The following is a 23,445-nucleotide window of genomic DNA, read 5'->3' as shown; positions in this document are numbered from 1 at the left end:
AAACGGCTTCCCCGCCCGTCAATCCTGAGGCGCAGGCTTATCGACCTTGGGAAAGACCGTCCATTTCTCCGCCGATCCGGCGCTCGCCAGCACCGCCTCGACAAAGGCCATGGTCCGCAATCCCGGCTCCAATCCGGGGAACCAGGTCGCCTCGCCTAGCGCGCCGCCCTCGGCCGGTCCGCCATCGCGGAGCGTATCCGCCACCGCGCGATAAAGATTGCCGAACGCTTCGATATAGCCCTCCGGATGGCCCGAGGGGGTGCGCAGCCGCGGCAGGGTGGTGGGGGCGAGGCCGGGGCCGCCCGCCCGTACGGTTTCGGCGGGTCGGTCCAGCCAGCGCAGGATGAGCGTATTGGGCTCCATCTGTGACCATTCCAGCCCGCCCTTCTCGCCATGGATGCGCAGGCGCAGGCCGTTCTCCTCGCCCGCCGCCACCTGAGTCGCCCGTAGCGTGCCCCGCGCGCCTTCGGCAAAGCGCAGGAGGACGTTCACATCGTCGTCGAGCATCCGCCCCGCGACATGGGTCGTCACGTCGGCGGACAGCGCCTCGACCTTCAGACCTGCGACATGCTCGGCCAGTTGGAAGGCATGGGTGCCGATATCGCCCAGCGCGCCGCCCAGTCCGGCACGCGCAGGGTCGGTGCGCCATTCGGCCTGCTTGTTGCCCTCGCGGTCGAGCGGGCTGCTGAGCCAGCCCTGGACATATTCAACATGGACCAGGCGGATGCGGCCGAAATCGCCGCGCGCGACGCGGGCCCGCGCCTCCTCGACCATCGGATAGCCGCTATAGGTGAAGGCCAGGGCATAGAGCTGGCCCGAGGCGCGTGCGGCGTCGGCGATGGCGCGCGCTTCGGCGAGATTCATCGCCATCGGTTTCTCGCTGAACACCGGGAACCCGGCGTTCAGCGCGGCGATCGCCATGGGGGCATGGAGATGATTGGGGGTGACGATCGCGACCGCGTCGATCCGTTCCGCCTCGGGACGCATCCGCTCGTCGGCGAGGAGCGCCTCGATCGAGGCATGGACGCGGTCGGGGGCTAGGCCAAGCTGCTCGCCGCTCCGCCGGTTCCGCTCGGCATCGCTGCTGAACGTGCCCGCGACCAGTTGCCAGTCGCCGTCCAGCGCGGCCGCCATCCGGTGTACGCCGCCGATGAACGCGCCCTCGCCACCGCCCGCCATCGCCAGTTTCAGCTTGCGTCCTGCCATCATCCTCTCCTCTATCCTGTCGCTCATCGGGCGACATTCGGTGCTTGCACCGCATCGGTTTACCGTTAAACTCCAGCATGAACCAGTGAGTCTGGGAAAGAAAATGACAGGAGAGAGTGAATGAGGCAGCTGATCTGGCTGGCCGCGTTGCCCTGTGCCGTGGCTTTGGTCATCGCCGCCAACGCGCCATCGACGGCCCAGTCCGCCCCCGCCGGGGCGCAGGCCTTTGCCGCCTGCCGCGCCTGCCATACGCTCAACAAGGGCGGGCGCAACGGCGTCGGGCCGAATCTCAACGGCGTGTTCGGACGGCAGGCGGGCACGGTGGCGGGCTTCAACTACTCCCCCGCGATGAAAGCCTCGGGGCTGAAGTGGGACGACAAGACATTGAACGACTTCATCGCCGCGCCGATGAAGAAGGTGCCCGGCACGCGGATGCCGATCGGCGTCGCGGATCCCGCCAAGCGCGCCGCGCTGATCGCCTATCTCAAGACCGAGACCGCCAAGTGAGCGCCGGGACCGCCCCGATGATGCGCGGTCCGGGCATTTTCCTGGCGCAGTTCATGGGCGATGCCGCACCGTTCGACACGCTCGACTCGGCGGCGCGCTGGATGGCGGAGGCGGGTTATGAAGGCGTGCAGATTCCGACCTGGGACGCCCGCTGCATCGACCTGAAGACGGCCGCCGAAAGCCAGGATTATTGCGACGATCTGGCCGGTCGCTGTGCCGATGCCGGGGTCGCGATCACCGAATTGTCGACCCATTTGCAGGGGCAGTTGGTCGCGGTCCACCCGGCCTATGACGCCGCCTTCGACGGCTTCGCGCCCGAGGCGGTGCGGGGCAAACCCGCCGAGCGACAGGCTTGGGCGGTCGAGCAGCTCCGTTATGCCGCCAAGGCCAGTCGCCGGCTGGGGTTGAAGGCGCACGCGACCTTTTCGGGCGCGCTGCTCTGGCCGTTCGTCTATCCCTGGCCGCAGCGTCCCGCCGGACTGGTGGCGGAGGGCTTTGCCGAACTCGGCAAGCGCTGGCGGCCGATCCTGGATGCGTTCGAGGAGGAGGGCGTCGACCTCTGCTACGAACTCCATCCCGGCGAGGATCTGCACGACGGCACGACCTTCGAACGTTTCCTGGATTCGGTCGGTGGCCATGCCCGCGCCAACATCCTCTACGACCCTAGCCATTTCGTGCTGCAGGCGATGGATTATCTGCAATTCATCGACTTTTATCACGACCGCATCCGCATGTTCCACGTCAAGGATGCCGAGTTCAACCCGACCGGACGGGCGGGCGTCTATGGCAGTTACAGCGATTGGATCGACCGGCCGGGGCGGTTCCGCTCGCTGGGCGACGGGCAGGTCGATTTCGGCGGGATCTTCTCGAAGCTGACCCAATATGGCTATGCCGGTTGGGCGGTGCTGGAGTGGGAATGCTGCCTGAAGCACCCGGAGGATGGCGCGCGCGAAGGGGCGCCCTTTATCGCCGCGCATATGATTCGACGCGCCGAGCGCGCCTTTGACGATTTCGCCGGTGGAGGCGATCCCGACGCCAATAAGCGATGGCTGGGAATTTAAGCGATTCAATGACTTGACCGTCCGCCCCGGAAGGTCAAGTCTGACAAAAAGCATAAGCGGGAGAGGGGCATGGAAGCGGTACCGGACAATCGGTCGCGACTATTCTGGCTGAGCGTGCTGGCCCTATTTACGGCCGCCGCGAGTGCGGCCTTGCGCGCGGCGGTGGCGAGCAGCCTGAAGGCGCAGTGGATCGATCCTATCGCACCGGTCGAGGCGGGGGAGTTGATCGGATCGGCCCTGGGATCGGCCTTTCTGGGCTTCGCCGCGACGCTGTTCGTGGCGAGCGCGCTGCTCGACCGGATCGGCGCGCGGCGGATGCTGATCGGGTGCGGACTATGCTTTCTGGTCGGCACCACGGCGATCATTGGGGCGGGACAGGTCGCCAGCGGCATGGCGGTCTATCACATCGTCTGGGGCGGGATGCTGCTCAGCGGGATCGGCTGGGGACTGGCGGAGGCCTCGATCAACCCGCTGACCGCGCGGCTCTATCCAGACGAGACGACGCATCGGCTGAACGTGCTGCACGCCTGGTATCCCGGCGGGCTGATCGTCGGTGGACTAGCGGGCGTGCTCCTCGCCGAAGTCCTGTCCTGGCAGACGATCATGGCGCTGGTGCTGATTCCCGCGCTGGGCGTGCTGATGATGGCAGCGACCACGCATTTCCCGCCGGTCCCACGCGAAGTGCGCGATGTCGGCTTCGGCGGGATGATCGCGGAAGTCTTCAAGCGGCCCAGCTTCTTCGTCTGGTTCGGCGCGATGTTCCTGACCGCCGCGTCCGAACTGGCGCCGGGCCAGTGGCTCGACGTGGCGCTGAGCAGTCGCGTCGGGATGCGCGGCATCCTGCTGCTCGTCTATGTCAGCGCGCTGATGTTCGTGTTCCGCCATTTCGCCGGGCGGATCGCCGGGCGGCTGTCCAATCCGGGGCTGCTCTGGGTGTCCAGCCTGATGGCGGGGATCGGCCTGTTCCTGTTGTCGCGGGCGCAGTCGCCGGTGGCGGCGATCCTGGCCTCGACCGTCTGGGGGCTGGGCGTCTGCGCGATGTGGCCGACCATGCTGGCGTCGGTTGCGGAGCGGTATCCCCGCGGCGGGGCCTGGGCATTGGGATTGGTCGGATCGGCGGGCGCGCTGGCGAGCTTCTTCGTCCTGCCGCGTCTCGGCGCGATGTTCGATGCTGCCAAGGTTGAACTCGCCGGTGGACCGGAAGCCTTCAAGCGGTTGACCGGCGAAGCGCTGCGCCAGGTCGAGGATGCGGCGGCGTCGCAGTCCTTTGCACGGCTGGCGCTGGTGCCGGTGATCTTGTTGTTCGTCTTCGGTGGCATCTGGCTGGCCGAGCGTCGTCGTCCTCGCGGCCGGGTCATGGAGACCGTCGCATGAGCTGGTCGCGACGCACCATCCTCGGTGGGATTGCCGCCGCTGCGCCGGTTGCCGCGCTGGCGGCGCAGAAGGCGGGCAAATCCTCCAACGCCGCGCGTTTCACCCTGGGCTTCGCGCCGCATCTGGGCAGCTTCGCCAGCCGGGGTGACAGCTCGGTCGAGCAGATCGCCTATGCCGCCGATCAGGGTTTCTGGGCGTGGGAGGACAATGAATATCGCCTTCGCCCGGTGGCCGAACAGGAAGCGATCGCCAAGGCGCTGCGCGACCGGAAAATGACGATGGGCGTGTTCGTCGCGTCCATGCCCAAATGGTCCGAGTCCCGGCCGCTGCTGGGCGGTGACGACGATGCCGAGCGACAGGCTTTCCTGGCCGATGTGACCAGCGCGGTCGATGTCGCCAAGCGGGTCGGCGCGACGCGGATGACCGTGGTCACCGGCTTCATGGACAAGCGTCTTCACCCTGCGATCCAGATGGGCCGGATCATCGACGTGATGCGCCGCGCGGGCGAGATCGTCGCGCCGCACGGAATGGCGCTGGTGATGGAGCCGCTCAACACCCGGACCAACCATCCCGGCGTCTTCATGCAGTCGATCGCAGAGGGCTATGCGGTGGCGCGCGGGGCGAACAGTCCGGGCGTGAAGGTGCTGGCCGACCTGTATCACGAGCAGATCCAGTCGGGGAATCTGATCCCGACCATGAAACTCTGCTGGGACGAGATCGGCTATATCCAGTTCGGCGACAATCCCGGCCGCAACGAGCCGGGCAGCGGCGAGATCAACTATGCCAATATCTGCCGCTTCTTGAAGGCACAGGGCTATGCCGGGGTGATCGGCATGGAACATGGCAATTCGGTCAAGGGCCGCGCGGGCGAAGAGAGACTGATCGCCGCCTACCGCGCGATCGATCCTACAGCATGAGGAGGGGAGCGATGCGGATGCTATCGTTGATCGCGCTGGCCGTGGCGAGCGGCGCGGCGGCCCAGGACAAGCCGGGCCTGGGGTTTCGCGACACGCCGATGCTGCCCGGCGGCCAATGGCATGTCCATGATCCGGACCGGCCCGCGCCGCGCGTCGTGACGCCCGCCGCGCAGCCCGGCGGTGCGCCGTCGGATGCGGTGGTGCTGTTCGACGGGCGCTCGCTGGACGCCTGGACGGCCAGCGGCAAGCCCTGGTTGCTTCAGGGCGGGGTGCTGACCGTGCCGCCGCGCGACGGCAAGGCGGAGAGCGTGCTGGTCAGCAAGCAGAGCTTCGGCGATGTCCAGCTGCACCTCGAATTCCGCTCGCCCAACCCGCCACAGAAGAGTTCGCAGGATCGCGGCAATAGCGGCATCTGGTTCATGCAACGCTATGAGGTCCAGATCCTCGACGGCTATAATAATCCGACCTATGCCGATGGGCAGGTGGGGGCGGTCTATGCCTGGAAGCCGCCGCTGGTGAACGCCGCGCGCAAGCCCGGCGAGTGGCAAAGCTATGACATCATCTTCGAGCGGCCACGCTTTGCCGCCGATGGCAAGCTGACCCGCCCCGCCTATGTCACCGCGCTGCTGAACGGCGTCGTCGTCCAGAACCATCAGGCGATGCTGGGCACCACCGTCTGGCGGCAGGTCGAAAAATACCAGGCGCATGGCGATGCCGCGCCGATCCAGCTTCAGGATCACGACTCGCCCGTCTCGTTCCGCAACATCTGGGTCCGCCCGCTGCCGCCCGAGGCGATCGCGCAGGACCTGCCGGAGGATGCCCGATGATCGCCCACCCCCATATCGACCGCAGACATGCCCTGGCGGGGATCACCGCCATGTTCGGCTCCGCGCTGTTCGCGCCCATCGCCCGTGCGGCGGGCGCGGTCGAGCAGACGCGCGGCGCTATTCCCGTCATCTCGAACGGCCCGCCCAGCGTGGCGGTCTTCACCCCCGTCCAGCGCGCGACGATGACCGCGTTGGCCGAACGCGTGCTGCCGACCACCGATACGCCCGGCGCGATCGCGGCCGGGGTGCCCGAATTCATCGAGAAGATGCTGGCCGACTGGTCGCTGCCTGCCGACCGGGTGCCGATCATCGCCGGGCTGAACGCGATCGAGGCGCGCAGCCAGAGTGTCCACCGCGTGCCCGCCGCCAAGGCGACGGCGGCGCAGCAGGACACGCTGCTGACCGAAGCGATGGAGGGCGTGCTGCCCGAGGGCCGCGCCTTCTTCGAGCCGTTCCGGCAACTGGTCATCACCGGCTATTACACGTCGGAGATCGGCATCACGCAGGAACGCGAATATCTGCCCGTGCCCGGCGAGTATAACGGTGCCTTCCCCTATTCTCAGGTCAACAAGGTATATTCGGCATGATCGATCGTCGTTCGCTGATGGGCGCTGGGCTGGGGCTGGGCGCGGGCGCGCTGCTGCCGGGGATGGCGCAGGCCGCGCGGCTGGGCGCCATCGGGCTACAGCTCTACACGATCCGCGAGCTGTTCGCGGCCGATCCGGTCAAGACGCTCGAGGCGGTGGCGAAGATCGGGTACCGCGAGATCGAATATGGCGGCGGCGGTTACGACGCGATGGACCATGCCATGCTCCGCCGCACGCAGGACCGGCTGGGGCTGAAGGCACCCTCGGTGCATGTCCCCTATGACGCGCTGCTCGGCAATTTCGGGAAATGCGTGACCATGGCGAAGACGCTGGGCGCGGACACCGTCATCCTGCCCTATATGACCGACGAGCATCGGACCGAGGCGGGCTGGAATGCGGCGCTGCCCAACATCAACCGCTTCGCCGAGCAGTTGAAGAAGGCGGGGCTGGGCTTCGCCTATCACAATCACGATTTCGAGTTCACCAACAAGCCCGGTGGCGTCAGCCTGTATGACCGGCTGCTCAAGGGCACCGATCCGAAGCTCGTGAAGCTGGAGATCGACCTGTACTGGGCGATCCATGCGGGCGAGGATGCGGCGGCGCTGATCCGGCGGCTGGCGGGGCGCATCTATGCCTATCACGTCAAGGATGCGCGCGCCGATGGCAGCATGACCGCGGTGGGGGCGGGCAAGATCGACTTCGCTGCGATCTTCAAGCTCAACGGCCTGTCGGGCGTGAAGCATTTCTATGTCGAGAACGACCAGGCACCCGCGCCTTACCTGCCCGACATCACGACCAGTTTCCGGACGCTGCAAGCGCTTCGATTCTAAAACGATAAGAAACATTTAGGAGGATGGCCATGGCGGCGACGAACCGTTTTGACGCGATCGTGATCGGGTCGGGCATCAGTGGCGGTTATGCCGCCAAGGAACTGACCGAAAAGGGCCTGCGCGTCCTGATGCTCGACCGGGGCGTCATGGTGGAGCATGGCGAGGGCTATCCCTATGACGGCAAGCCGCCTTTCGAGGTGCCCGCGCGCAACATCATGCCCAAGCCCTTGGTGGAGAGCGATTATTTCATCGCCAAACAGGGCTATGTCGCGCCCAGCAACCAGAAATTCTACAATGACGACCGGCTGAACCCCTATGCCTATGACGAGGGGAGCAAATTCTACTGGATCCGCCCCGGCGCGGTCGGCGGCAAGTCGCTGATCTGGGGCCGCTGGTCGTTCCGCTGGAGCCCCGACGATTTCGAGGCGAACAAACGCGAGGGCGTCGCCGCTGACTGGCCGATCCGCTATGACGACGTCGCGCCGTGGTATTCCTATGTCGAGAAATATATCGGCGTATCGGGGTCGCGCGAGAACCTGCCCTATCTCCCCGACAGCGAGTTCCAGCCGCCGATCCCGATGAACGTCGCGGAGAAGTGGTTGAAGGAGCGGCTGGAGGGTCAGTTTCCGGGCCGCAAGCTGATCAACACCCGCCTGTCCAACATGACCGAGGACAAGCCCGACCAGAACCGCACCAAATGCCAGTTCCGCAACCAGTGCGGCAATGGATGCTCGTTCGGCGCCTATTTCTCGACGCAAGCCGTGACGTTGCCCGCCGCGCGCGCGACCGGGCGGTTGACGCTGCAATCGGACGCGGTGGTGACCGGGATCGACTATGATCCTGCCGCCAAGAAGGTCACCGGCGTCCGCTATGTCGATGCGAAGACGGGGCAGGCGCAGACGGTCGCCGCCAATCTCGTCTTCGTCTGCGCCTCGGCCATGGCGTCGGTGCAGATCCTGATGAACTCGCGCGCGCCCGGCTCGGAGCGCAGCCATTTCGACAGCAGCGGGACGCTGGGCCGCTATGTCATGGACCATATCTTCCGCGTCGGCGTGTCGGGCGAAATTCCTGGCATGGACGATCTGATCGAATATGGTCGCCGTCCGGGCGGGGTCTATGTGCCGCGCTTCCGCAACCTCAAGGGGGACGAGGGGCTCGGCTTCAAGCGCGGCTATGGCTATCAGGGCTCGGCCTATCGCAACGCGGCCAAGCCGGTCGGCTTCGGCGCGGAGATGAAGCATGGCATGCGACGCTATGGCCCGTGGCAGTTCAGCATGGGCGCGTTCGGCGAATGCCTGCCTTATGAGGACAATCGCATCTCGCTTCATCCGAGCAAGGTTGATCGCTTCGGCGTGCCGCTGCTGAAGTTCGACGTGACCTTCCGCGACAATGAGTTGAAGATGATGGCGGACGCCCGGCGCGAAGGCGAAGCGATGCTGCGTGCGGCGGGGCTAAGGAACGTCACCAGTGGCGAGCAGGAGCATGTTCCCGGCGACGCCATCCATGAAATGGGTGGCGCGCGCATGGGGGCGGACCCCCGCAATTCGGTGCTCAACAAATGGAGCCAGGCGCATGACGCGTCCAACCTCTATGTCACCGATGGCGCGCAGATGACGTCCGTATCGTGCGTGAATCCCTCGCTGACCTTCATGGCGCTGACTGCGCGCGCGGCCGATCATGCGGTCAAGGGGATGAAGGCGGGGGCGGTCTGATCGCACGGCGGATGATCGCCGATAGCCAAGGGGGGATGGCTGCGCTAGCGGATCATCCCCTATGAGCAGCAAAAGGCCCGAAGGCGTCACCATCCGCGCGGTCGGCGAGCGTGCGGGCGTATCGGCGATGACCGTATCCAACGTCATCAACGGCGTCGGCCGGGCCAGTCCTGCGACGCGCGCGGCGGTGCTCGCCGCGATCGAGGCGCTGGGCTATGTCCCCAATATCGCCGCGCGTCGTCTGGCCAAGGCGCGGGCCACCACCCTGGGGCTGCTCTATAGCGACAAGCGGACGCCCTTCATCGACTCGGTCCTGCTTGGTGCGCTGCGGGCGAGCAATGCGCGCGGGTTGCAGTTCATCGCGCAGGCGGAGGAGGGGCTGACCCGCGAGGCGGCGGCGGCGGCGGTGCGTGCGCTGGTGCAGAGCGGGGCGGCGGGCGTGCTGCTGGTCCCGCCCTTTGCCGAATTGCTCAGCGGGTCGGGGTTGTTCGAGGAACTGGGCGTCGCGGCGGCGGCGATCGCGACCGGGCAGGGGCTGCCCGACATCTCGACCGTACGCGTCGACAACCGCGCGGCGATGGCGGCGATGACGGCCCATGTCGCTCAGGCGGGGCATCGGCGCATCGGCTTCATGGCGGGACCGCAAAGCTTTTCGGTCGCGGACGAGCGGCTGGCCGGATTTCACGACGGCATGGCGGCGAGCGGGCTGGCGGTGGACCCTATGCTGGTCGTGCGGGGCGGGTTCGAGCCTGCCGCGGGCGCGGAGGCGGGGCGGACCCTGTTGTCGCTGGCCGACCGGCCCAGCGCGATCCTGTGCAGCAGCGACGACATGGCCGCCGGTCTGATCGGCGAGGCACATCGCATGGGACTGCGGCTGCCCGACGATCTGACGGTGACGGGGTTCGACGACACCGCGATCGCCGCCCGCGTCTGGCCTCCGCTCAGCGTGATCCGCCAGCCGGTGGGCGACATGGCGTTCCGCGCGGTCGAACAGGTGCTGACGGCGCTACGCTCGCGCACGGTCGAGGATCGGGTGGTGGACTTCGAACTGGTGCTGCGGGAGTCCGTGGGGCGGGTTTAGGGGGCGGACCGGACGGATAGGGATTCCCTTGGCCTTCGACTTCGCTCAAGCTGAACGGAGGGGGGTATCCCTTCGACCCCGGCGAAGGCCGGGGCCCAGGCGCCACCCGGCCGATGGCGCGCCGGGCGAAGCGGGGGGAGGCAGGTTCATCCCGTTTTTCCAGCCACATGGTAACTGGGCCCCGGCCTTCGCCGGGGTCAAAGGGATGTCTGGATTTCGATAACCCGGCCCGCCCTCCGATCAGCCTGAGCTAAGTCGAAGGCTACGGAAAACCCTCACCCCGTCCGGCCATATTCCGCGACCAGCGCCACTTCCTCCGCATCGCCCAGCACGACGCCGACCCGCTGGTGCAGGCCGATCGCCTCGACATCCATGATGCGGATCGCCCCGTCGATCGACGCGCCGCCCGCCTGTTCGATCAGGAAGCTCATCGGATTGGCCTCATAGAGCAGGCGCAACTTGGCCTTGCCGGCCTCACGATGGTCGCCGGGATAGAGGAACACGCCGCCGCGCTTCAGGATGCGGTGGATGTCGGCAACCATCGATGCGGTCCAGCGCATATTGTAATCGACGCCGCACGGTCCCTCGCTGCCCTGGATACGCTCCTCGATATAGCGGGCGATGCCCGGCGACCATTGGCGGCGGCGGGCCATGTTGATCGCGAACTCGCGCGTCCCCGCCGGAATGCGCATCGGTCCGTCGGTCAGCCGCCACGATCCCAGTTCGCGGTCGAGGGTGAACTCATACACGCCTTCGCCCACGGTCAGGACCAGCAGGGTCTGCGGCCCGTAAATGGCGTAGCCCGCCGCCACCTGCGCCCGGCCCGGTTGCAGGAAGTCGGCCTCGGTCACTTCGCGGCCCGCGCAATCTTCGGGCGCGCGCAGCACCGAGAAGATGGTGCCGACCGACAGGTCGACATCGACATTGCTCGACCCGTCGATCGGATCGAACAGCAGCAGATATTCGCCCTTGGGGTAGCGATTGGGGATTCGGTGGATCGTCTCCATTTCCTCCGACGCCATCGCCGCGAGGTGCCCGCCCCATTCATTGGCGTCGAGCAGCAGGTCGTTGGCGATCACGTCCAGCTTCTTCTGGACCTCACCCTGCACATTCTCGCTGCCCAGCGAACCCAACACATCGCCCAGCGCCCCCTTGGAGATCGCCTGGTTCACCGCCTTGCAGGCGCGCGCGACCGTTTCGATCAACAGGCGAAGCTCAGGGGGGCAGGTTTCGGGCGACCGGCGTTGCTGCTCGATCAGGAAACGGGTCAGCGTCGTCTGGCGTGGAGTGGTCATCGTCGCACGGCTCCGGGGATAGGATAGGGACGATCGACCTTGCGGGCTCCCTTCCCGCCGGGCCGAACCATGCTGGCACGCGCCTCCATGCCCAAGCCCCGCCGCATCCGCAACCGCACGTTAAGACAAGCGCGTGCTTTATAGGGACGTAGCATTTCTGTTATATCCCATTCAAGAACTGGGATATGATAGGGGTCGGAGGATCGTGATGACGACCAGCAAGCTGACCGCCACCCCCCGCGCCGGGGAAGACGCCGCGACCGGGATCGACGGCATCGTCTCTTCGCTGCGCACCGCTCGCCATGGCTGGCGCCAGCGTCAGGATGCGGGGCGCGATGTCGAACGGTTTCCGTCGCGCGCCGGGGTCGAGGACGTCGTCGCGCTGGTCGCTGCCGCGCTCTATCCGCGCCGCCTGGGTCATTTCCGGGGTGCGGGCGTGGAGGAGGATCGCTTCGTCGCCGCCAAGCTGCTCGCCGCGCTGACCGCTTTGGAGCGGGAGATCGGGGCCGAGCTCGCTTATTGGCAGAAGGACGCCGATGCCGCTTTCCCGCCCGAACAGGCGGCGTTGATCGCGCGGCTGTTCGGCGCGACCCTGCCGCATGTGCGCGAATTGATCGACACCGATGTCGAGGCGGCCTTCTTGGCCGACCCGGCGGCGCGTAGCGTCGACGAGATATTGCTCTGCTATCCCGGTGCGGTCGCCAGCCTGCATCACCGTATCGCGCATGAGCTGAATGCGCTGGGCGCGCCGATCGTCGCGCGGATGATCTCCGAACTCGCCAATGAGCGGACCGGGATCGACATCCATCCCGGCGCGACCATCGGACGCTATTTCTTCGTCGATCACGGCACCGGCGTCGTCGTCGGCGAGACGGCGATCATCGGCGAGCGGGTGCGCGTCTATCAGCATGTGACGCTGGGCGCGCGATCGGCGCTGGGCACGGCGCCGCGCTCGCCGCGCGACCGCTTCGCCCGGCATCCGATCGTCGAGGACGATGTCATCATCTATGCTGGCGCGACGATATTGGGTCGGGTTAAGATCGGCGCGCGCTCGGTGATCGGGGGCAATGTCTGGCTGCTGAGCGACGTCGCGCCGGACAGCGTCCTGGTCCAGCCCGAGGCGCGGGCCCTGCAGCGGGCGGAGGGGCGCGCACTGCGGCAGGAATTGGAGGGCACGGCATGACGCGGACGGCAAAGCCCATCGTCGGACTGATGTGCGGGAACGAGGTCGCGGGTCGCCCGATCCAGGCGGTGGCGACGCGATTCATCGAGCCGGTGGTGCGGCTGTGCGGGGCGAATGTGGTCATGGTTCCCGCGGTGCGCGAGGCGGTCGATCCGGTCGCGATGGCCGACATGCTCGACGGGCTGCTGCTGACGGGTGGACGGTCGCATGTCGAGCCCGCCCAATATGAGGATCGCGGCCATCTCGCCCGCCATCTGTGCGATCCGGAGCGGGACAGCGTCGCCCTGGCGCTGGCGGGGCGGATGATCGAGCGCGGCAAGCCCGTCTATGGCATCTGCCGGGGGATGCAGGAGATCAACGTGCTGTTCGGCGGGACGCTGACCTGCCTGGGCGGGCTGCCGCGCCACCATCGCGGCTCATGGGACGAGGATTACGAAGCGTTGTTCGGTCATCATCACCCTGTCGATCTGGCGGCGGGCGGCGTGCTGGCGGGGCGCAGCGGGCATCGGCGGCTGGAGGTGAATTCGGTCCACCAGCAGGGCGTCGACCGGCTGGGCTATGGCTTGGTGGTCGAGGCGCGCGACAGCGAGGATGGGCTGATCGAGGCATTCCGCGCACCGGGCTGTGGGGCGGACGTGCTGGCGGTGCAATGGCATCCCGAATGGGACGGCGCGCAATGCCATGTGGCGCGCAGCTTCTTCACATTGCTCGGGGAATCGATGCAGGGTCGCGCCTGATCAGAACGTTCGAAGACCTCCGCGCCCCTCTCGCTGCCATCGTGCCATCGCCCCGATGATCGGGCACCCGGTCAGTAGATGTCGCGGGCATAGCGACCCGTCGCCGCCATCGTCTCCAGCAGATCGTCGCCCAGAATGTCGGTCAGCACGCGGTGCACATCGCCCGCCATGCCCTTCAGACTGCCGCAGACATAGATGGCCGCGCCGCCGGCGACCGCTTCGCGAACCAGCTTCGCCGAGTCCTGCAGCGCATGTTGGACATAGCGGGGGCCATGACCCAGACGGGACCAGGCGGTCGTCATGCCCGACGCTATCCCGGCATCGCACAGCGCCCGGCGCTCGTCGCGGTGATAGTCGTCATGATCGGGATGCCGCTCTCCCCAGAACAGCCAGACGGGGCCGCCGCCGCTCGCCGCCCGCCCGCGCAGATGGGCGAGCAGGCCCGCCAGACCCGTGCCGTTGCCGATCAGGATCATCGGCGTGGCGGGATCGGCGGGGGAGTGGAACGCCGCATTGGCGTGAATCCGCGCCCGCACCACGCCGCCCAATGGCGCGCCATGGCACAGCCAGCCGGACCCCAACCCCGGCAGGCCGTCCTCGGCCTGCGCCAGCCGGACGATCAACTCGGCCCGGCCCGCCGGCGCGACCGACGCGATCGAATATTCGCGATGCGCCAGCGGGCGGAGAGTGGCAGCGTCGAAGCCGGGGCCCGCTGCGGTCGGCAGGATGCTGTCCATCAGGCGCTCGCGCATGTCGGGCGCGTCGTTCAGCCCCGTGGCGGCCAGGAAAGCATCGACACGGCGGCGATCCTGCCGGGGCAGGATTTCCAATATGTCGCCTGCCGCCCAGGAGGCGGGGGCCGCAACCGGCTCCAGCGCGACATGCCAGGTTTCGCCGCCGCTGCTGCCTGGATTGAGCAACCGCCGCTCGACCAGCCGCCAGTCGGCCATGGGGGCGGGGGCCCAGTCCGGTTGATCGGTGCGCGCGCCGAGCCCGGCCAGTTGCTGCTGCCACAGGCGCTGCGCATCGGCATCCTCGCCATCCTGCTCGATCGCGTCGAACAGCCGCTGCGCCCCGCCGCTGTGCAGCCATTGGTCGATCCGGTGACCAAAGGCGCAGAAGTCGGGATATTCCCGATCACCCAGCGCCAGCACGGCGTAGGACAGGTGCGACAGATCCGATGGCGGCTCTGCCATGGTCCGCGCAAAGGCGCGCGCCGCGTCCGGCGGCTCCCCCTCGCCATAGGTGCTGGCGACGACAAACAGCTTGTTCACCCGGGTCAGTTGATCGGCGGTCAGCGAGGCGATCGGCAGCGCGGCGGCATCGGGCAAAGCCTGCGCCGTCAGTCGGGCGATGCGCTCGGCCGAGCCCGTCTGGCTGGCATAGGCGACCAGGGTGCTCGCTGCGTCGGTCGGCACCAACGCGCTATCTGCATTCACCGCCCGGAGCGCCGCCTTGCGCCGCCGCCGCGCGAAATAGAGGAGGAAGCCGGTGATGGTGAACAGCGGCATGGTCAGGCTGGCCAGCGCCATCAGAATCCGCCCGGCCAGCCCGAAATAGGCACCGCGGTGAATCTCATAGACGCTGGTCAGGATGTCGTCGCCCAGTGGCCGCTGCGCATAGGGTTGGTTGGAAGCGATGCGCCCGGTCGCGGCGTCGATGCTCACCTCGTCGGACACGCGGTCATGCCGACCGCCGGGAAGCTTGGCGCGGAACTGGGCCTTGCCTTCGCGGATCGAGGCGGTGACGCGCTCATAGGTTTGATGCTCGGTCGCCTGCTCGAATTGCCCCCAGAGGCTTGCCAGATCGACCGGTGCATCATCCTGCGCCTTGCCATGGCGGCGCTTGCCGCCTTCGCGCGGACCATGCGCGGCCTGTTCGCTCGACAGGAGATGGCGGACGCCGGTGCGATACCAGTCATAGGACCACCACAGGCCGGTGCCCGCGCTGATCAGGTAGAAGATCAACACCCAGCCACCGATGACCGCGTGCAGCGCCCGGTACAGATTGCGTCCCGTCATTCGCAGGTCGAGGACGAACCAGTTGCGCCAGTCCAATGGCTTGCGCGGCCAACGCAGATACAGGCCCGACAAGGCGAAATAGATCAGCGACAGCGCCGCAAAGCCGGTAATCTGGCGGCCGATGCCATTCCCTTTGCCGGGCAGCGCCAGCCAGCGATGGAGATTCTCGACCGTCTCGAACAATTCCGCCCCGCGCGGCGGGCCCAGCATCCGGCCCGACGTCGGGTCGACATAGCCCCATAGCCGTTCCTTGCGATCGCCGACGGTATAGCTGACGAAGACGGCCTTGCTGGGGTCGCGTTCGATCGTCAGTCGCGTGATGTGGATATTGGGCACCTGCGCGTCGATCCGCGCGATCAGGGCCGGAGGAGGCAGCGGTGCACCGCGCCCCGGTGTCACCGTCACGATGCCCGGATTCGTAACGGCCAGTATCTCCGACTCGAAACTGATCAGCGCCCCGGTGACGCCCATGACGGCCAGTACGAGCCCGGCGGTGATCCCCAGGAACCAGTGAATCTGGAACAGCAGCGTACGGGTCGAAACCACCGGCTGATCAGCCCTTGTTATTGATAATCACTTGCGTTAGTTGGCCGCGCCGTTCACGTCAATGGTTACGGGGGAAGAATGAAGCGGTCGGGGAAAATTCGTCCGAAGGCAGGGCTTGGGGCGATGGCGTTCGGGGGGTCGCTGGCCGCCCTGATCGCGGGATCGTCGATGGCGATGGCGCAGAGCCTGCCCCCGTCGGACGCCACTGCCACGACGCAGGACGAGGCACCGCAGGACCGCGAAGTCGTCGTCACCGCGGCGCGCACCGTCCTGCCGCCCAATGCCCTGCCGTTGACCATCGACATCATCGACAAGGAAGCGCTGGACCGCCAGATCGCGATTTCGGGCAGCGTGACCGATGCCGTCGCGGTGCTGACGCCCAGCTTTTCGCCGACGCGCGGCAAGTTGTCGGGCGCGGGCGAGACGCTGCGCGGACGATCGCCCCTCTATGCCATCAACGGCATTCCGCAGACGACGCCGCTGCGCGACGGCAGCCGGGACGGATTCACCATCGATGGCTTCTTCATCGATCGGGTCGAACTGATCTATGGTTCCAACGCGCTTCAGGGAATCGGTGGGACAGGCGGCATCGTCAACCAGGTGACGGTCGGACCGCCGAAAACCGAAGGGCTGTCGGGGCGGACGCTGGTGCAGGGCACGGTCGCCAACGGGATCGAGTCGGACTCGCCGGGTGGCAAGGTGGCGGGGCTGGTCCAGTACAAGGCCGGCATCTTCGACGCGACGCTGGGGGCGTCCTATGAACGGCGCGGCGTCTTCTACGATGCGCAAGGTCGCCGGATCGGCATCAACCTGACCCAGGGCGAAACGCAGGATTCGCGCGCCACCGATGTGTTCGCGCGTCTGGGCGCGCAGGTGCGCGAGAGCGGGCGGTTCGACCTGATCCTCAACCGCTATGAACTGAATGGCGAAGGGCGCTTCGTCCCGCTGGCGGGCAATCGGCGCACGGGACTGCCGACCAGCGCGGTGCGCGGCACCCCGCCGGGCAAACCCGCCGCCAACCTGGCCGAAGCGGTATCGCTATCCTATACCGACCATGACGTGGCGGGCGGCAATCTGGTCGCGCAGCTCTTCTTCAATCGCACTTATGACACGTTCGGCGGCGAACCGACGCCAATCGCCACTTTCCAGGACCCTGCGATCGCCCCGGTCGGCACGCTGCTCGACCAGTCGGAGAACCGTTCGCGCAAGCTCGGGCTGCGGGCCAGCTATGAGCGTGCGGTGCCGGGATTCGACGCGCTTGTCGCGACGATCGGCTTCGACGCGCTTGCCGACAAGTCGGAACAGCGGCTGATCGCGACCAACCGCGTCTGGGTGCCGCCCGCCGATTTCCGCAGCTTGGCGCCCTTCGTCCAGGCCAATCTGAAGCTGTTCGACGGCGTGGTGCGGCTGGCCGGCGGCGCGCGGTGGGAGAATGTGAAGGTCCGCATCGCCGATTACCACACGCTCGCCTCCAACACCTATGATGGGCGCAACCTGGCGACCTATGGCGGGGTCAGCGTCAAGGGCGGCGAGCCCGGTTTCAACCGGATCATGGCCAATGGCGGCGTCATCGTCGAGCCGCTGGCGGGCATTCGCGCCTATGCCAGCTATGCCGAAGGCTTCACCATGGCCGATATCGGTCGCATCACCCGCGCGGTCGACACGCCCGGCACCGATTTGAGCAGTTTCCGCGCGATCGACCCGGTCATCTCCAACAATCGCGAAATCGGGTTGGAGGTGAAGCGCGGGCCGCTCGACGCCAGCACCACCTATTTCTGGTCGACCAGCAAAAATGGCCAGGTGCTGCTCGCACTGGGCAACGGCATCTTCCAGGTTCAGCGCCAGCGGGTGGAGATCAAGGGGCTGGAGATCAATCTGGGCCTGCGCACCCCGGTTCCGGGCCTGCGCCTGTCGACCGGCTATGCCCATCTGATCGGGCGCTATGACAGCGACACGCGGAACCCGGACGGGATCGTCGATACCGATCTGGACGGCACCAACATCTCACCCGACCGGATGAACGCCGCCGCCGACTTCGCCTCGGGCCCGGTGACGGCGCGCGTGCAGACCCAGATGTATCTGTCGCGGACCTTCCACGGCAAGGCGAACCCCGATCCCCGCAACAATTTCGGCGGCTATACGGTGACCGACGCCTATGTCCGCTATCAGACCCGCTTCGGCGGCCTGTCGCTGAGCGCGCAGAACATCTTCAACCGCTTCTATATCGACTATAACAGCGACACCCGGCTGCCGAACGACAATCTGGCCTTCTTCGCCGGGCGAGGCCGTACCTTCACCTTGGGGTGGGACGCGCGCTGGTAACGCGCGCCCGCCGCCTTCACCGATTCTCGGCGTCGGCCATCGTCAGATAGAGGTGGCGGAGCATCGCGGTCATCGCGTCCGTTCCGCGCTCCGTCAGGGTGACGGCCAGCCGCCGGTGATCGGCGGGATCGGTCCGTCGCTGCAGCAGCCCAGTGCTCTCCAGCCGATCGATCCGTCGCAGCGCACTGGTCGAGGTTTCGCCGGAGACGAGGATCAGTTCCTTGACGCAGATCGGACGGCGCTCCTGCTCGGCAATGAAAAGCTCGAGCATCATGTCCCAGGCGGAATCGCGGAAGATGTCGCGCGGGAAGAATTCGGCGATATGGGCGCGCATCGCCTGGGTCTGACGTGCCAGATCGACAAGCGTGACCCGACCCTGTCCACCGATCCGGATCGTGGGGATCGGTACGCGGGCGTGCGGCGCGAACTCACGGGCGGCCATAGGTTTCGTCATCGGCATATCCTGAGCTGAAGCCATGGGCGGGGGGTGCCCGTGGGGTGGCATGGGATGGGAGGGGTTGGAGGGCGGATGGGAGAGGGGGCGCTCATCGCTCGCGCATCGCCTCGCGCGCGCGGTTCAGCGGCTTGAGCAGATATTGCAGCACGGTCTTGCTGCCCGTGTGGATGTCGGCGGTGGCGATCATGCCCGGCACGATGGGAAAGCGCCGCCCGGCCTTGTTGACCAGCGAGTCCGCCGTTGTCCGCACGAAGACACGGTAATAATAGACGTCCGGGTTCACCTCGTCCCGGATCGTGTCGGGCGAGATGCTGCTGACCTTGCCCTCCAGCCCGCCGAAAATCGCATAGTCATAGGCGGTGATCTTCACGCTGGCGCGCTGGCCGGGGCGGATGAAGGCGATGTCGCGCGGAGAGATGCGCGCCTCGACCAGAAGGCGCTCGTCCATCGGCACGATCTCCATGATCTTGCCGCCTGGCGGAATGACGCCACCGATGGTCGATACCTCGATATTCTTGACCACCCCGCGTACCGGCGAGCGCAGGGTCAGGCGGCTAAGCGTGTCCGACCGCCCGCGTACCACGGGGGCGAGCGCCTCCACCTCTTCGCTGACCTTGGTCAGGTCCTGCCGCGCCTCGACGATATATTGCGAGCGCAGATCGGCCTTTTTCAGATCCAGGTCGGCGCGCTGTCGCTTCAGGCGCAACACCTCGACATTGCTGGCCGCGCCGACTTCGATCAGCGACTCGCCGATCCCGACCTCGCGCCCGATCAGCGTCAGGGATTCGTCGATCAGCCCCAGCGAGCCGGCCAGGCTGCGGCGGCGGGCGTCGTACAGGCGTTGCTGTTCGGCCTTGAGCGCGGGGAAGCCGTTCAGCTCGGTCGGAAAGGACAGGGGCGTGCCGTTGACCTCGGCCTGCAACCGCGCCTGGGCGGCGAGCGCGGCGCGGTATTTGGCGGCGCTTTCCTCGACCGTCGAGCCCGCCTGTGTCGGGTCGAGCTGCGCGAGGATCTGGCCCGGTTTCACGATGTCGTCCTGCCGCACCAGCATCTTGGCCAGGATGCCACCCTCCAGCGATTGCAGCACCTGTTCGCGGCTGGTGGGCACCACCCGGCCGGTGCCGGTCGCGACCTCGTCCAGTTCGGCGAACCATGCCCAGACCAGCGCGACGACGAACAGCGCGGTCAGCACCCACAGCATCCGCCGGGCGGCGAGCAATTGCGCCCCGCCTTCATCGGCGAAGGGCCGGTCGTCGAAGGCCGCCGCGGCGCTCATGCCGCCTGGCTCCGTGCCGCACCCTGAAGCGTGGCGAGCGCCTGCGCCTTGGGCTGATCGAGCAGGATCAGGCCGTTGTCGATCACGATCACCCGGTCCACCCAGTCGAGCACGCGCATCCGGTGGGTGGCGACCACCACCGTCCGGTCGCGGCTCCATTCCTTGAAGCGCGCGATGAACTGGCGTTCGGAGGCTTCGTCCATGGCCGCGGTCGGCTCGTCGAGCAGCATGACCTGGGGCTGACGGATCAGCAGCCGCGCGAGCAGCAGCGCCTGTTGCTGCCCACCCGACAGGCCCAGCCCGCCTTCCAGCACGACATGCTCCAACCCGTCGCGCAGGCGGCGGACGAAATCGACCGCGCCGACCATCTCCAGCGCAGCGAGGATCGCCTGGTCGGTCGCCATCGGCGCGCCCATGGTCAGGTTTTCGCGCAAGGACCCGTGGAACAACCGGCTATTCTGAGTCAGCAGGGCGACCTCGCGCCGGACATCGGCGGGATCGATCTGGTGCAGCGCCAGATCGTCGAGCAGCACCTCGCCCGACACCGGCTGCAACATGCCCGACAGGCCCTGGAGCAGCGTCGACTTGCCCGCGCCGTTGCGGCCCAGCACCGCGACCTTCTCGCCCCCTGCGATCTCCAGCCGGGGGACGGTCAGCGCCGGGGGCGATTGCGGATCGGCATAGGAAAAGACGGCGGTGCGCAAGGTGAAGCCGCCGCGTGCCGAGGGCAGGGGGATGCGGTGTTCGGCGTCGGGATTGTCGACGGGCAGCGCCATGATCTGGTCCAGGCTGTTCGCCGCGACCTTGGCATGTTGATAGCGGCCGAGCAGGTGCGACACCTGCCCCATCGGCGCCATCATCCGGCCGGCCAGCATCGACGTGGCGACCAGTGCGCCGGTCGTGATGTCCCCGGCGATCACCATCGGCGCGCCGACGAAGATGACGGTGGCGTAGACCGCATTCTGAACGCTCTGCGCCCAGGTCGACAGGCTGGCGGTCAGGCCGCGCAGCCGCAACTGCGCCTCGCCCGCCACCGCGTTGCAATGGTTCCACTGGCGCTGGAACCGCTCCTCGGCCTGGAGCGCCTTGATGTCCTCGATCCCCTGCACCGCCTCGACCAGCAGGGCGTTGCGCAGCGAGGTTTCGCGCATCGATTCCGTGGCATAGGCGCGCAGCCGCCGCTGGGCGAGCAGGCTGGGGAGCAACAGCGCGACCAGCGCCACCACCGGCACCAGCGCCAGCACGCCGCCGATGAACGCGAGGATGACGAGGAACAGCAGGAAGAAGGGCAGGTCCGCCACCGCCGCGACGGTGGTGGAGGTCAGCATGTCGCGCACCTGGTCCAGATCGCGAAGCTGCGCGATGAAGGTGCCGGTCGAGGTCGGCCGAGCTCGGTTCCGGACGCGCAGCGCATGGCCGAAGACGCGGTCCGACAGCCGTAGATCGGCGCGCTTGCCGAGAATGTCGGTGATCCCGACCCGCAATCGCCGCAGCACGAAGTCGAACCCGGTCGCCAGCAGCACGCCCAGGAAAAGGATATAGAGCGTCGGCATCGACTGGGCGGGCACGACCCGGTCATAGACCTGCATTGAGAAGAGCACGCCCGCCAGCCCCAGGCAGTTGGTCACCACTGATGCGACGGCGACATGGCCATAGCTCCGCGCGTCCTGCAACAACAGGCTGCGCAGCCAATGCTCCTCAAAGGGGCGGATATAGCTGTCGACGCGGACATCCGCCGCCGACCGCGCCGGACGGGGGACGACGAAGAGCCGCGTCTGCTCGACCAGCATCGCCAGCGGGCGCTGCACGGCGAGGCCGTCTTCGCCCGCGACGGTGAACAGCGCCTGCCCATCGGCATCGATCCCGGTGACGAGCGCGAGTTCGCCATCGGTCAGGCACGCGACGACCGGCAGCCGCCAACTGGTCAAACGCATCGCTGCCGGCGCGACGAAGCGCACCGACAGGCCAGAGGCGCGCGCGATCGCCCGCACCCGCGTCTCTTCGTCGCCGCCGCCCTGCCACAGGGCGGTCAGCCGCGCGCGCTGTTCGGCAAAGGGCATGCGGAAATGCCGCGCCACCTGTCCCAGCATGTCGATCCAGGCCAGCGAGTCGGTCGGGGGCAGGGCCGAGGCGGTCAAAGCGTGACGCCCCGGATCGCGGTGCCGGTCAGCCCGAACTCGTCGCGCGCCTTGCCTGAGACATAGAGGCATTCCATCGCCAGCCGCCGCAGATCGTGGACCGTGTTGACGGCATCGAACCGGGCCTGTTGCAACTCCTGCTCGGCATTGAGCAGGTCGACCAGGGTGCGTGTGCCCATGTCGAGATATTGCAGGCGATAGAGCTTGCCGGTCTCCACCATATTGTCCTGCCGCGCGGCCAGCGTGTCGAGCAGCCGGGACAGCCCGGCGATCTGCTGCTGCGCCTCGGCCAGTTGCGATGCGACTTCGTTGCGGGCCTGGCGTTCGGCGGCCTCGGCGGCGCGGACGCCATGATCGGCGCTGCGCACACGGGCGCGAACGGCATTGCCGCCGAACACGTCGCTGCTGACGTTCAGTCCGAAATTATACAGGCTGCGGTCCGAAAAGGGCGAACTGACATCAGCCGCCGCATCCCCCGCCAGCGCGACGGTGGGCAGGCGCGCGGCGTGGACGCGCCGGCTCTCGGCCGTCGCCTGTTCATATTGTGCACGGGCGCGCATGATGGCGGGGACGTCGGCCCATTCGACCGTCGCGGCACGGGTGCAACTGCCCATCAGCCAGTCGGGCACGTCGGGGTCGACCGTGGGAGGCGTATCGCGACCGAGCAGGAAGGACAGGCCGGTGGTCCAGCGCCGCTGCTCCGCCTCGATCCGGGTCAGCGTCGCCTCGGCGGCGGCGACACGCGATTGCGCCTGGAGCGCATCGGAGCGCGTCGTCGCGCCCTTGCCGAACCGCTTGTCGACCAGATCGCTGATCTCGCGAATGCGCGATAGCTGTTCGATCGCGATGCCGCGCAGCGCCGCGTTGCGCTGAACTTCGATCATCGCATAGCCCGTGTCGCGGATCAGCCCGTCGACCGCCAGCAGCATGTCGGCCCGCCCGATCCGCGTTCCGGCGCGCGCGGCATCGACCGCGCCCGCGACCTTGCCGAAGTCGAACAGCATCTGCGAGGCCGAAATCTGCGGGCGGGGACGCCAGATGCTGCCCAGCCGGCTGTCATAGCCGCTGCCTACCCCGGCGCTGATCCTGGGTAGATAGCCCGCCCGTGCGACCTCCACATCCTCGCCGCGCGCTTCCACGGTGGCGGCGGCCTGCGTGACGGCGGGATGCCATTGCAGCACCTCGTGCATGGCACTTTGCAGGGTGATGGCCGGCTCTGCACTTGCCGCCGTTGCGATGATCGAGGCTAGCATAGCCGTCATCCTCCTCCCTGATCGCATTCGGTAACGTTCCCGTCATTCGGGTTGCTTGGCCCACCGATGCTTAGCTTCTGTCTCAGTGGTTGCTGCTAACATATTTAATAGATGG

At 67.2% G+C, this 23,445-nt stretch carries 19 protein-coding genes; 12 read left to right on the top strand and 7 right to left on the bottom strand.

What is annotated here, in order from left to right:
• Window positions 1-18 precede the first annotated feature (18 nt).
• Window positions 19-1,206, bottom strand: a complete 1,188-nt coding sequence (locus NZL82_RS10355; protein WP_405051364.1) for a Gfo/Idh/MocA family protein — start codon at window positions 1,204-1,206, stop codon at window positions 19-21.
• A gap of 120 nt (window positions 1,207-1,326) precedes the next feature.
• On the opposite strand from NZL82_RS10355, the gene NZL82_RS10350 reads away from it, so the two are divergent.
• The 9 genes from NZL82_RS10350 (at window position 1,327) to NZL82_RS10310 (ending at window position 10,102) form a co-directional block, all read left to right on the top strand.
• Complete coding sequence (locus NZL82_RS10350) at window positions 1,327-1,713, top strand: cytochrome c family protein (RefSeq protein ID WP_261269684.1); 387 nt, start codon at window positions 1,327-1,329, stop codon at window positions 1,711-1,713.
• A 20-nt stretch (window positions 1,714-1,733) separates the two neighbouring features.
• Window positions 1,734-2,774: a sugar phosphate isomerase/epimerase gene (locus NZL82_RS10345; protein WP_261269813.1), complete on the top strand. Its 1,041-nt coding sequence runs from the start codon at window positions 1,734-1,736 to the stop codon at window positions 2,772-2,774.
• Between the two features lie 69 nt (window positions 2,775-2,843).
• Complete coding sequence (locus NZL82_RS10340) at window positions 2,844-4,148, top strand: sugar MFS transporter (protein ID WP_261269683.1); 1,305 nt, start codon at window positions 2,844-2,846, stop codon at window positions 4,146-4,148.
• Complete coding sequence (locus NZL82_RS10335; RefSeq protein ID WP_261269682.1) at window positions 4,145-5,065, top strand: hydroxypyruvate isomerase family protein; 921 nt, start codon at window positions 4,145-4,147, stop codon at window positions 5,063-5,065. The genes NZL82_RS10340 and NZL82_RS10335 overlap by 4 nt, the downstream gene beginning before the upstream one ends.
• Window positions 5,066-5,082: 17 nt before the next feature.
• Window positions 5,083-5,892, top strand: coding sequence for a DUF1080 domain-containing protein (locus NZL82_RS10330; RefSeq protein WP_314732885.1), 810 nt, complete (start codon window positions 5,083-5,085; stop codon window positions 5,890-5,892).
• The gene (locus NZL82_RS10325) at window positions 5,889-6,479 is read left to right on the top strand and encodes a gluconate 2-dehydrogenase subunit 3 family protein (protein WP_261269680.1); all 591 of its coding nucleotides are present in this window, start codon (window positions 5,889-5,891) and stop codon (window positions 6,477-6,479) included. Before NZL82_RS10330 ends, NZL82_RS10325 begins: the two co-directional genes overlap by 4 nt.
• Complete coding sequence (locus NZL82_RS10320) at window positions 6,476-7,309, top strand: sugar phosphate isomerase/epimerase (protein ID WP_261269679.1); 834 nt, start codon at window positions 6,476-6,478, stop codon at window positions 7,307-7,309. The genes NZL82_RS10325 and NZL82_RS10320 overlap by 4 nt, the downstream gene beginning before the upstream one ends.
• A 29-nt stretch (window positions 7,310-7,338) precedes the next feature.
• On the top strand, window positions 7,339-9,021 hold the full coding sequence (locus NZL82_RS10315) for a GMC family oxidoreductase (protein ID WP_261269678.1): 1,683 nt from the start codon (window positions 7,339-7,341) through the stop codon (window positions 9,019-9,021).
• A 61-nt stretch (window positions 9,022-9,082) separates the two neighbouring features.
• A complete protein-coding gene (locus tag NZL82_RS10310) occupies window positions 9,083-10,102 on the top strand; it encodes a LacI family DNA-binding transcriptional regulator (RefSeq protein WP_261269677.1) in 1,020 nt (339 codons plus the stop codon).
• A 275-nt stretch (window positions 10,103-10,377) separates the two neighbouring features.
• On the opposite strand, the gene NZL82_RS10305 is transcribed toward NZL82_RS10310, so the two are convergent.
• Window positions 10,378-11,397 carry a class 1 fructose-bisphosphatase gene (locus NZL82_RS10305; protein WP_261269676.1) on the bottom strand — a complete coding sequence of 340 codons (1,020 nt, stop codon included), beginning with the start codon at window positions 11,395-11,397 and terminating at the stop codon, window positions 10,378-10,380.
• A gap of 208 nt (window positions 11,398-11,605) precedes the next feature.
• Here NZL82_RS10305 and epsC point away from each other — a divergent pair, with 208 nt between their 5' ends.
• Together epsC and NZL82_RS10295 are read left to right on the top strand one after the other, a co-directional pair.
• On the top strand, window positions 11,606-12,580 hold the full coding sequence (gene epsC, locus NZL82_RS10300; RefSeq protein WP_261269675.1) for a serine O-acetyltransferase EpsC: 975 nt from the start codon (window positions 11,606-11,608) through the stop codon (window positions 12,578-12,580).
• On the top strand, window positions 12,577-13,317 hold the full coding sequence (locus NZL82_RS10295; protein WP_261269674.1) for a gamma-glutamyl-gamma-aminobutyrate hydrolase family protein: 741 nt from the start codon (window positions 12,577-12,579) through the stop codon (window positions 13,315-13,317). Before epsC ends, NZL82_RS10295 begins: the two co-directional genes overlap by 4 nt.
• Before the next feature lie 71 nt (window positions 13,318-13,388).
• Here NZL82_RS10295 and NZL82_RS10290 read toward each other — a convergent pair whose 3' ends face one another.
• The gene (locus NZL82_RS10290) at window positions 13,389-15,884 is read right to left on the bottom strand and encodes a sulfite reductase flavoprotein subunit alpha (protein ID WP_261269673.1); all 2,496 of its coding nucleotides are present in this window, start codon (window positions 15,882-15,884) and stop codon (window positions 13,389-13,391) included.
• Window positions 15,885-16,007: 123 nt separating this feature from the next.
• Here NZL82_RS10290 and NZL82_RS10285 point away from each other — a divergent pair, with 123 nt between their 5' ends.
• A complete protein-coding gene (locus tag NZL82_RS10285) occupies window positions 16,008-18,206 on the top strand; it encodes a TonB-dependent receptor (RefSeq protein ID WP_261269672.1) in 2,199 nt (732 codons plus the stop codon).
• A gap of 16 nt (window positions 18,207-18,222) precedes the next feature.
• Here the strand turns inward: NZL82_RS10285 and NZL82_RS10280 are convergent, their stop codons facing one another.
• The 4 genes from NZL82_RS10280 to NZL82_RS10265 form a co-directional block, all read right to left on the bottom strand.
• Window positions 18,223-18,660 (bottom strand): winged helix DNA-binding protein, encoded by a 438-nt coding sequence (locus NZL82_RS10280; protein WP_261269671.1) that lies wholly within the window; start codon window positions 18,658-18,660, stop codon window positions 18,223-18,225.
• A gap of 91 nt (window positions 18,661-18,751) precedes the next feature.
• On the bottom strand, window positions 18,752-19,939 hold the full coding sequence (locus NZL82_RS10275) for an HlyD family type I secretion periplasmic adaptor subunit (protein ID WP_261269670.1): 1,188 nt from the start codon (window positions 19,937-19,939) through the stop codon (window positions 18,752-18,754).
• The gene (locus NZL82_RS10270; RefSeq protein ID WP_261269669.1) at window positions 19,936-22,077 is read right to left on the bottom strand and encodes a type I secretion system permease/ATPase; all 2,142 of its coding nucleotides are present in this window, start codon (window positions 22,075-22,077) and stop codon (window positions 19,936-19,938) included. Before NZL82_RS10270 ends, NZL82_RS10275 begins: the two co-directional genes overlap by 4 nt.
• Entirely contained in the window at window positions 22,074-23,339 is a 1,266-nt protein-coding gene (locus tag NZL82_RS10265) for a TolC family protein (protein WP_261269668.1), read from the bottom strand. The genes NZL82_RS10270 and NZL82_RS10265 overlap by 4 nt, the downstream gene beginning before the upstream one ends.
• Between the last annotated feature and the right edge of the window lie 106 nt (window positions 23,340-23,445).

Origin of the sequence: Sphingomonas sp. LC-1 (assembly GCF_025371035.1) — a bacterium.
Lineage (GTDB): Bacteria > Pseudomonadota > Alphaproteobacteria > Sphingomonadales > Sphingomonadaceae > Sphingomonas > Sphingomonas sanguinis_E.
This window is presented reverse-complemented; position numbering and strand designations above follow the sequence as displayed.

Coding starts and splice junctions, on each gene's coding strand:
- NZL82_RS10355 (WP_405051364.1), bottom strand. CDS start 1,206: ATGGCAGGACGCAAGCTGAAACTGGCGATGGCGGGCGGTGGCGAGGGC.
- NZL82_RS10350 (WP_261269684.1), top strand. CDS start 1,327: ATGAGGCAGCTGATCTGGCTGGCCGCGTTGCCCTGTGCCGTGGCTTTG.
- NZL82_RS10345 (WP_261269813.1), top strand. CDS start 1,734: ATGCGCGGTCCGGGCATTTTCCTGGCGCAGTTCATGGGCGATGCCGCA.
- NZL82_RS10340 (WP_261269683.1), top strand. CDS start 2,844: ATGGAAGCGGTACCGGACAATCGGTCGCGACTATTCTGGCTGAGCGTG.
- NZL82_RS10335 (WP_261269682.1), top strand. CDS start 4,145: ATGAGCTGGTCGCGACGCACCATCCTCGGTGGGATTGCCGCCGCTGCG.
- NZL82_RS10330 (WP_314732885.1), top strand. CDS start 5,083: ATGCTATCGTTGATCGCGCTGGCCGTGGCGAGCGGCGCGGCGGCCCAG.
- NZL82_RS10325 (WP_261269680.1), top strand. CDS start 5,889: ATGATCGCCCACCCCCATATCGACCGCAGACATGCCCTGGCGGGGATC.
- NZL82_RS10320 (WP_261269679.1), top strand. CDS start 6,476: ATGATCGATCGTCGTTCGCTGATGGGCGCTGGGCTGGGGCTGGGCGCG.
- NZL82_RS10315 (WP_261269678.1), top strand. CDS start 7,339: ATGGCGGCGACGAACCGTTTTGACGCGATCGTGATCGGGTCGGGCATC.
- NZL82_RS10310 (WP_261269677.1), top strand. CDS start 9,083: ATGAGCAGCAAAAGGCCCGAAGGCGTCACCATCCGCGCGGTCGGCGAG.
- NZL82_RS10305 (WP_261269676.1), bottom strand. CDS start 11,397: ATGACCACTCCACGCCAGACGACGCTGACCCGTTTCCTGATCGAGCAG.
- epsC (WP_261269675.1), top strand. CDS start 11,606: ATGACGACCAGCAAGCTGACCGCCACCCCCCGCGCCGGGGAAGACGCC.
- NZL82_RS10295 (WP_261269674.1), top strand. CDS start 12,577: ATGACGCGGACGGCAAAGCCCATCGTCGGACTGATGTGCGGGAACGAG.
- NZL82_RS10285 (WP_261269672.1), top strand. CDS start 16,008: ATGGCGTTCGGGGGGTCGCTGGCCGCCCTGATCGCGGGATCGTCGATG.
- NZL82_RS10280 (WP_261269671.1), bottom strand. CDS start 18,660: ATGACGAAACCTATGGCCGCCCGTGAGTTCGCGCCGCACGCCCGCGTA.
- NZL82_RS10275 (WP_261269670.1), bottom strand. CDS start 19,939: ATGAGCGCCGCGGCGGCCTTCGACGACCGGCCCTTCGCCGATGAAGGC.
- NZL82_RS10265 (WP_261269668.1), bottom strand. CDS start 23,339: ATGACGGCTATGCTAGCCTCGATCATCGCAACGGCGGCAAGTGCAGAG.